The organism is Streptomyces sp. NPDC085931, assembly GCF_044540565.1.
Classification (GTDB): Bacteria; Actinomycetota; Actinomycetes; order Streptomycetales; family Streptomycetaceae; genus Streptomyces.
Genome location: NZ_JBITSK010000008.1, coordinates 132,573 through 139,691, shown reverse-complemented (window position 1 = coordinate 139,691; position 7,119 = coordinate 132,573). Strand labels below are relative to the sequence as shown.

At 71.2% G+C, this 7,119-nt stretch carries 9 protein-coding genes and 1 tRNA gene; 4 read left to right on the top strand and 6 right to left on the bottom strand.

The features are described from left to right. From ACIGAN_RS18735 to ACIGAN_RS18725, 3 genes are all read right to left on the bottom strand, one after another. A partial coding sequence (locus ACIGAN_RS18735) for a chaplin (protein ID WP_399858811.1) occupies positions 1-295 on the bottom strand: 295 nt, incomplete at its 3' end. A gap of 130 nt (positions 296-425) precedes the next feature. Beyond that, positions 426-659, bottom strand: a complete 234-nt coding sequence (chpH, locus tag ACIGAN_RS18730) for a chaplin ChpH (RefSeq protein WP_010988036.1) — start codon at positions 657-659, stop codon at positions 426-428. A 150-nt stretch (positions 660-809) separates the two neighbouring features. After that, the gene (locus tag ACIGAN_RS18725; RefSeq protein ID WP_365737079.1) at positions 810-2,135 is read right to left on the bottom strand and encodes a M20/M25/M40 family metallo-hydrolase; all 1,326 of its coding nucleotides are present in this window, start codon (positions 2,133-2,135) and stop codon (positions 810-812) included. Between the two features lie 197 nt (positions 2,136-2,332). Between ACIGAN_RS18725 and ACIGAN_RS18720 the strand changes: the two genes are divergently transcribed. Both ACIGAN_RS18720 and ACIGAN_RS18715 read left to right on the top strand, forming a co-directional pair. After that, a tRNA-Leu gene (locus tag ACIGAN_RS18720) sits at positions 2,333-2,417 on the top strand. A gap of 63 nt (positions 2,418-2,480) precedes the next feature. Further along, positions 2,481-2,855 carry a YchJ family protein gene (locus ACIGAN_RS18715; protein ID WP_399858808.1) on the top strand — a complete coding sequence of 125 codons (375 nt, stop codon included), beginning with the start codon at positions 2,481-2,483 and terminating at the stop codon, positions 2,853-2,855. 38 nt (positions 2,856-2,893) lie between these two features. Here the strand turns inward: ACIGAN_RS18715 and ACIGAN_RS18710 are convergent, their stop codons facing one another. Next, positions 2,894-3,595, bottom strand: coding sequence for a FadR/GntR family transcriptional regulator (locus ACIGAN_RS18710; protein ID WP_399858805.1), 702 nt, complete (start codon positions 3,593-3,595; stop codon positions 2,894-2,896). A gap of 137 nt (positions 3,596-3,732) precedes the next feature. On the opposite strand from ACIGAN_RS18710, the gene ACIGAN_RS18705 reads away from it, so the two are divergent. Next, complete coding sequence (locus tag ACIGAN_RS18705; RefSeq protein ID WP_399858803.1) at positions 3,733-4,251, top strand: gluconokinase; 519 nt, start codon at positions 3,733-3,735, stop codon at positions 4,249-4,251. A gap of 59 nt (positions 4,252-4,310) precedes the next feature. Continuing rightward, the gene (locus tag ACIGAN_RS18700) at positions 4,311-5,708 is read left to right on the top strand and encodes a GntT/GntP/DsdX family permease (RefSeq protein WP_399858800.1); all 1,398 of its coding nucleotides are present in this window, start codon (positions 4,311-4,313) and stop codon (positions 5,706-5,708) included. Here the strand turns inward: ACIGAN_RS18700 and ACIGAN_RS18695 are convergent. Together ACIGAN_RS18695 and ACIGAN_RS18690 are read right to left on the bottom strand one after the other, a co-directional pair. Then, complete coding sequence (locus ACIGAN_RS18695) at positions 5,656-6,354, bottom strand: cytochrome b/b6 domain-containing protein (RefSeq protein ID WP_399858798.1); 699 nt, start codon at positions 6,352-6,354, stop codon at positions 5,656-5,658. The genes ACIGAN_RS18700 and ACIGAN_RS18695 overlap by 53 nt on opposite strands. After that, the gene (locus tag ACIGAN_RS18690) at positions 6,338-7,087 is read right to left on the bottom strand and encodes a molybdopterin-dependent oxidoreductase (RefSeq protein WP_399858795.1); all 750 of its coding nucleotides are present in this window, start codon (positions 7,085-7,087) and stop codon (positions 6,338-6,340) included. The genes ACIGAN_RS18695 and ACIGAN_RS18690 overlap by 17 nt, the downstream gene beginning before the upstream one ends. Positions 7,088-7,119 lie beyond the last annotated feature (32 nt).

Sequence of the window (7,119 nt, the reverse complement as noted above, 5' to 3'; positions counted from 1 at the left end):
CATGACCGCCCTGGTCACCGTGATCGCCGTATCCCCCCGACGACGATCCACCGCCCTGGTTCCCGCACCCGTTGCCGACCGACGGGTTGAGCACGCCGACGACGTTGACCGTGTTGCCGCAGACGTTCACCGGCGCGTGCACGGGCGCCTGCACCGTGTTCCCGGACAGCACGCCGGGCGAGCCCGACGTGGAACCCTGCGCACCCGAGGCGGCGTGAGCGGAGCCGCCCGCGGCGGCGATCACGCCGGTCGCGGCCGCCACGGTCATCAGACCCTTGCGGGTAGCCTGTCGCATTGCTGAATACCTGCCTTCGACCCTTTATCGAATTCTTCTCGAATTCCCGTGAAGAAGCGTTCGGTCCCGGAGCGCATGGCTCGCGCTCCGGGACCGGTGGCTTTGAACTCCCCTCAGAGAGGGGGAAGCATCACTTGTTGATGCAGGTGTTGCCGAAGGCGGGGTTCAGCAGCCCGATCACGGAGACCGTGTTGCCGCAGACGTTCACCGGGACGTGAACGGGCACCTGGATGACGTTGCCGGACACGACACCCGGGGAGTGCACCGCGGCACCCTGGGCACCGGAGTCGGCGACGGCGAGGCCCGCGCCCGCGAGAACCAGCCCACCGGTGGCAGCCGCAGCAGCGACGACCTTCTTGATCATTATTCCTCCTAGTTGGCAAAGCGACCCATCGTGCGATCGCATTACCTGTAACGAGGCTGGAGTAATGAGGCTACGAGCTTATGAGTGCATTCACTCTTCCCAGTCGATCTCGCACGCGTGCCCGAATACCTGCCCGCGGGCGGCGCTTTTTCAGGACGCGTCGATGAACCGGTCGAGCACCCGCACCCCGAACTTCAGGCCGTCGACCGGCACCCGCTCGTCCACGCCGTGGAACATGCCGGCGAAGTCCAGCTCGGGCGGCAGCTTCAGCGGCGCGAAGCCGAAGCCCCGGATGCCCAGGTCGTCGAAGGACTTGGCGTCCGTCCCGCCGGACAGCATGTAGGGGATCGCCTTGGCGGTCGGGTCCTCGGCGAGCAGCGAGGACTGCATGGCCTCCACGAGCGCCCCGTCGAAGGTGGTCTCGACGGCCTTGTCGGCGTGCACGTCCTCACGCCGCACCTTCGGACCGAGGATGCGGTCGAGGTCGGCGAGGAACTCGTCCTCGTACCCGGGCAGGAAGCGGCCGTCGACGTGGGCGGTGGCCTCGCCGGGGATGACGTTGACCTTGTAGCCGGCGCCGAGCTGCGTGGGGTTGGCCGTGTTGCTCAGAGTCGCGCCGATGAGCTTGGCGATGCCGCCGAGCTTCGCGAGGGTCGACTCCATGTCCTCCGGGTCGAGCTCGGTGCCGAGGGCGTCTCCCAGCTCGTCGAGGAAGGCGCGGGTGGTCTTGGTCACGCGCACCGGGAACTTGTGCCGGCCCAGCCGGGCGACGGCCTCCGACAGCTCGGTGATCGCGTTGTCCCGGTGGATCATCGACCCGTGGCCCGCCGTGCCGGCCACGGTGAGCTTCATCCAGTGCATGCCCTTCTCGGCCGTCTGGATCAGGTACAGCCGCCGCTCCTCGCTCACCGTGAACGAGAAGCCGCCCACCTCGCTGATCGCCTCGGTGACGCCCTCGAAGAGGTCGCGGTGGTGGTCGACGAGGTAGCGCGCCCCGTAGGTGCCGCCTGCCTCCTCGTCCGCGAGGAACGCGAGGACGATGTCGCGCGGGGGCTTGCGCCCGCTGCGCAGCCGGTCGCGCACGACCGCCAGCGTCATGGCGTCCATGTCCTTCATGTCGACCGCCCCGCGGCCCCAGACGCAGCCGTCGGCGACCTCGCCGGAGAAGGGGTGGTGGGTCCAGTCGTCGGCGTTGGCCGGAACGACGTCGGTGTGGCCGTGGATGAGGAGCGCGGGCCGGGAGGGGTCCTCGCCCTCGATGCGGGCGACCGTGGAGGCGCGGCCCGGGTGGGATTCGAAGATCCGCGGTTCGAGTCCGACCTCGGCGAGCTTCTCGGCGACGTACTCGGCCGCCTTGCGCTCGCCCGGTCCCGAGTGGTCGCCGTAGTTGCTGGTGTCGATCTGGATCAGCTCGCGGCAGAGGTCCACGACCTCGTCCTCGCCGGTGACGCTCCTGGCCGTGTCCGTCTCGCTCACGTGCTTCCTCCCGGTGTCACTGCTGGTGGGTCCCCTTCATCCTCCCTCTGTCCGGCCCGCTCCCCAAGAGCCCTCCCGGCTCGTCACACGTCGTTCACGCCCGGCCGGGGGCGGCGACGGGGGGTGATCGGTCACCCTGGAAAGCCTGGTAATGTTTACGTCGTCGCCGCGGGGAGAACCCACGCGACAGACACCTTGTCCGGGTGGCGGAATGGCAGACGCGCTAGCTTGAGGTGCTAGTGCCCTTTATCGGGCGTGGGGGTTCAAGTCCCCCCTCGGACACCTGAGGCTGAGGGCCGCGACCGCGAGGTCGCGGCCCTCGGTCGTTTCCGCGAAGAGGTGACCATGACCAGGCGTTCCTGTCCGTGCGGGCTTCCCGGGCCCTACGAGGCCTGCTGTGGCCGTTACCACTCCGGCTCCGCCGCCGCGTCGACCGCCGAGGCGCTGATGCGGTCGCGGTACTGCGCCTTCGTCAAGGGCGACGCCGGCTATCTGCTGCGGACCTGGCACCCGCGCACGCGGCCCGGGACGCTGGAGCCGGACTCGGGGACGCGGTGGACCGGGCTGGAGATCCTGGGCACGACCGACGGATCGGCGTTCCATTCCGCCGGGACCGTGGAGTTCCGGGCGTCGTACCGGGGCGGATCGCTGCACGAGCGGAGCCGGTTCGCGCGGGTCGACGGGGCGTGGGTGTACGTCGACGGGGAGTTCCTGCCCTAGCCGCGGGCCTTAGCCGCGGCCCCTGGCCGCCGCCTTCGCTACGGGGCCAGGATGTCGAGTTCCTGGAGGGCGCCGACCGTGATCTCGCGGGTCAGTTCCTCGGCGCGGGCCGCGTCGCCCGCGCGGACCGCCTCGGCGACCCGGACGTGCAGCGTGACGGCGGCCGGGTCCGGGTCCTCGAACATCACGTCGTGCTGGGTGCGGCCGGTCAGGACCTCGGCGACGACGTCGCCCAGGCGGGCGAACATCTCGTTGCCCGAGGCGGCCAGGATGACCCGGTGGAAGGCGATGTCGTGGACGAGGTACCCCTCCAGCTTGTGACCGCGGGAGTGGGCGACCATGCCGAGGGCGCACTCGGTGAGCCGGGCGCACTGCTCGGACGTGGCGTGCCGGGCGGCCAGACCGGCCGCGACCGGTTCGATCGCCGAGCGCAGCACGGTCAGGGAGCGCAGTTGCCGGGCCCGGTCGGCGCCGGCCAGCCGCCAGCGGATGACCTGCGGGTCGTAGACGTTCCACTCGGACTCGGGGCGGACCGTGACGCCGACGCGGCGGCGGGACTCGACCAGGTGCATGGACTCCAGGACGCGGACCGCCTCGCGCATCACGGAGCGTGACACGTCGAAGCGCTGGGCGAGCTCGTCCGTGCGCAGGACGCTGCCCGGCGGGTACTCCCCCGCGGTGATCTCGGGGCCGAGGGTGTCCAGAACGTGGCCGTGCAGCCCCCGGCCCGGTGTGCTCATGCACTCAGCGTACGGGGTAGATCACGGAGACAAAAAGTCAGACTTATTGGTCACGGGGTCTTGAATTCGTCGTACCTAATGGGTTTCAGTTGCGTCGACATCACGTGTCGACGAGGACAGCAGACAGTGAGGCAGCGATGAACACCCCCCAGGTCGTCGTGGTCATGGGCGTCGCGGGCACCGGCAAGACCACCATCGGTCCCCTGCTCGCCGCCCGGCTCGGCGTTCCGTACGCCGAGGGCGACGACTTCCACCCGCCGGCCAACATCGCCAAGATGTCGGCCGGCACGCCGCTGACGGACGAGGACCGCAGGCCCTGGCTTGACGCCATCGGCGACTGGGCGCAGGGGCGGGCCGGGCTCGGCGGGGTGATCAGCTGCTCGGCGCTGAAGCGGTCGTACCGCGACCGGCTGCGGGCCGCCGCGCCCGGTGTGGTCTTCGTGCACCTCACGGGTGACCGCGCGCTGATCGAGGACCGGATGTCGCACCGGCAGGGGCACTTCATGCCCACCGCACTGCTCGACTCCCAGTTCGCCACGCTCCAGCCGCTCCAGGCGGACGAGGCGGGGGTCGCCGTGGACGTCGCGGGCAGCCCGGTGGAGATCACCGAGCGGGCCGCGGACGCCCTCGGCTCGCTCCCCGGTCCGATCGACTAGCCCCGCACCGGTCCCCCTCCCCTCTTCTCCCCGACTCCCCAACGCAAGGGACACACCCCGTGACCAGACTCAGCGTCGAGATGCTGGCAGCGGACGCACCCGAGCCGATCACCTCGGCCGGCCACGCTCAGCTGGGCATCGCCGTCCTGGCGGGCATCGCCGTCATCGTCCTGCTCATCACCAAGTTCAAGCTGCACGCCTTCCTGGCGCTGACCATCGGGTCGCTGGCGCTCGGCGCGATCGCCGGGGCGCCGCTGGACAAGGTCCTCACCAGCTTCAGCGCCGGCCTCGGCTCCACGGTCGCCGGGGTCGGTGTGCTGATCGCCCTCGGCGCCGTCCTCGGCAAGATGCTCGCCGACTCCGGCGGTGCCGACCAGATCGTCGACACGATCCTGGCCAAGGCGGGCGGGCGGTCGATGCCGTGGGCGATGGTGCTGATCGCCTCGGTGATCGGGCTGCCGCTGTTCTTCGAGGTCGGCATCGTGCTGCTGATCCCGGTGGTGCTGATGGTGGCCAAGCGCGGCAACTACTCGCTGATGCGCATCGGCATCCCGGCGCTCGCGGGCCTGTCCGTGATGCACGGCCTGGTGCCGCCGCACCCCGGGCCGCTGGTCGCGATCGACGCCGTCGGGGCCGACCTCGGCGTCACGCTGGCGCTCGGTGTCCTCGTCGCCGTCCCGACGGTGATCATCGCCGGTCCCGTGTTCTCCAGGTACGCGGCCCGCTGGGTCGACGTCCCGGCCCCCGAGAAGATGATCCCGCAGCGCGCCTCCGAGGAGCTGGAGAAGCGTCCCGGCTTCGGCGCCACGCTCTTCACCGTGCTGCTCCCGGTGATCCTCATGCTCGCCAAGGCGCTGGTCGACATCGTCGTGGACGACCCCGGCAACCCCGTGCAGCGCGTCTTCGACGTCATCGGCGCCCCGATGATCGCCCTGCTCGCCTCGGTGCTGGTGGGCATCTTCACGCTGCTGCGGCCCGCCGGGTTCTCCAAGGAGCGGATCTCGCCGCTGGTCGAGAAGAGCCTCATGCCGATCGCGGGCATCCTGCTGATCGTCGGCGCGGGCGGCGGGTTCAAGCAGACGCTCATCGACACGGGCGTGGGGCAGATGGTCCTCGACATCTCCGAGGACTGGGCCATCCCGGCGCTGCTGCTGGCCTGGCTGATCGCCGTGGTGATCCGGCTCGCGACCGGTTCGGCGACGGTGGCCACGGTCTCGGCGGCCGGTCTGGTCGCCCCGCTCGCGGCGGACATGTCCACCACGCACGCCGCCCTCCTCGTCCTGGCCATCGGCGCCGGCTCGCTGTTCTTCAGCCATGTCAACGACGCCGGGTTCTGGATGGTGAAGGAGTACTTCGGGCTGAGCGTCGGGCAGAACATCAAGACCTGGTCCGTGATGGAGACGATCATCTCGGTGGTCGCCGGCGGGCTGGTCCTGCTGCTGTCCCTGGTGATCTAGGGGCGTGACCGGTGGGGAGCTGCTCCCGCCACAGGGGGTGCTCCCTGTCCGCCCACTCCCGGCTCACCCTGCCCGTGCGCATGCCGCGCCTCGCCTCCGGGTCCGCCAGGGCCATGCCGATGTGGCCCGCCAGGACGATGCCGAGGGTGAGGGCCAGCCAGTCGTGGACGAAGGTCGCGCTGGTGCGCCACAGGAGGGGGGTGAGGTGGGTGAGCCACATCATCAGGCCCGTGGCGAGCATGACCACGCTCGCCCCGGCGGTCCAGGCCGCGTAGATCTTCTGGCCGGCGTTGAACTTGCCCGCGGGGCGGGAGCCGTGCCGGGCGTCGCGGCGCAGGACGGCCCGCAGCCAGGTGCGGTCGTGCGGACCGAAGCGGTTGAGGCGGCCCAGGTCGGCCCGGAAGGCGCGGGAGGCCAGCCCCGCCAGCGCCGGGACGGGCAGGGCGAGTCCGCACCACACGTGCAGCGTGACGACGAGGGCGCGGCGGCCGACGAGTTCGGCGAGCTGCGGGACGTAGAGGCAGGCCGCCGTCGCCACGCAGACGCCCGTCAGGGCGGCCGTGGTGCGGTGGATCCAGCGCTGGGCCGGGGTGAAGCGGTGCACCTCGGCCGCCGCCGCCGGGCGCGGGTCAGCTCGTGGGCTCATCGTCCCGTCCGTTCGAACGGCCCACCCAGGCGTCGACGTCGTAGCCGCGCTCCTCCCAGTAGCCCGGGCGGACCTCGTCGGTGACGGTGATGCCGGAGAGCCACTTGGCGGACTTGTAGAAGTACATGGGCGCCACGTAGAGGCGGACCGGGCCGCCGTGGGAGTGGCCGAGGTCCTCGTCCCGCATGCGCAGGGCGACCAGGACGTCGGCGCGGCGGGCCTGGTCGAGGGTGAGGCTCTCGGTGTACGTGCCGTCGAAGCAGGTGAAGCGGACCGCCCTGGCCGTGGGGCGGACTCCGGCGGCGTCCAGCAGGCGGGACAGGCGGACGCCCTCGAAGGGGGTGTCCGGGACGCGCCAGCCGGTGACGCACTGCACGTCGCGGACCATGCGGGTCTGCGGGAGGGCCCTGAGGCCGGCGAGCGTGTAGGTCGTGGGGTGGTCGACCAGGCCGTCGACCCTGAGGCGGTAGGTGCCGTCGTTCCGGCGCGGGACGGAGGAGGCGACCGAGTAGTAGCGGAAGCCGCCGCCGTTGGGGAGCAGCCCGGTCAGGCCGGTGGGGTCCTGGTCGGCGGCGCTGCCGAGGAAGCCCTCCAGGCCGCGTTGCAGCGGGGGTGCGGCGACCACGCCGAGGGCGCCCAGGGCGAGGGTGCCGAGGAAGACGCGGCGGCCGACCGGGGTGCCCCGCTCCTCGGGGTGGTCCGGGTCCGCGCCCTGATGTACGTCGGGATTCACGCCCTCATTCGACCACCCGCGGCCCCCGCGGG

Bases quoted from the DNA above. Each gene is read 5' to 3' on its own strand.
- ACIGAN_RS18715 (WP_399858808.1), top strand. From the start codon at position 2,481: ATGACCAGGCGTTCCTGTCCGTGCGGGCTTCCCGGGCCCTACGAGGCC.
- ACIGAN_RS18705 (WP_399858803.1), top strand. From the start codon at position 3,733: ATGAACACCCCCCAGGTCGTCGTGGTCATGGGCGTCGCGGGCACCGGC.
- chpH (WP_010988036.1), bottom strand. From the start codon at position 659: ATGATCAAGAAGGTCGTCGCTGCTGCGGCTGCCACCGGTGGGCTGGTT.
- ACIGAN_RS18695 (WP_399858798.1), bottom strand. From the start codon at position 6,354: ATGAGCCCACGAGCTGACCCGCGCCCGGCGGCGGCGGCCGAGGTGCAC.
- ACIGAN_RS18710 (WP_399858805.1), bottom strand. From the start codon at position 3,595: ATGAGCACACCGGGCCGGGGGCTGCACGGCCACGTTCTGGACACCCTC.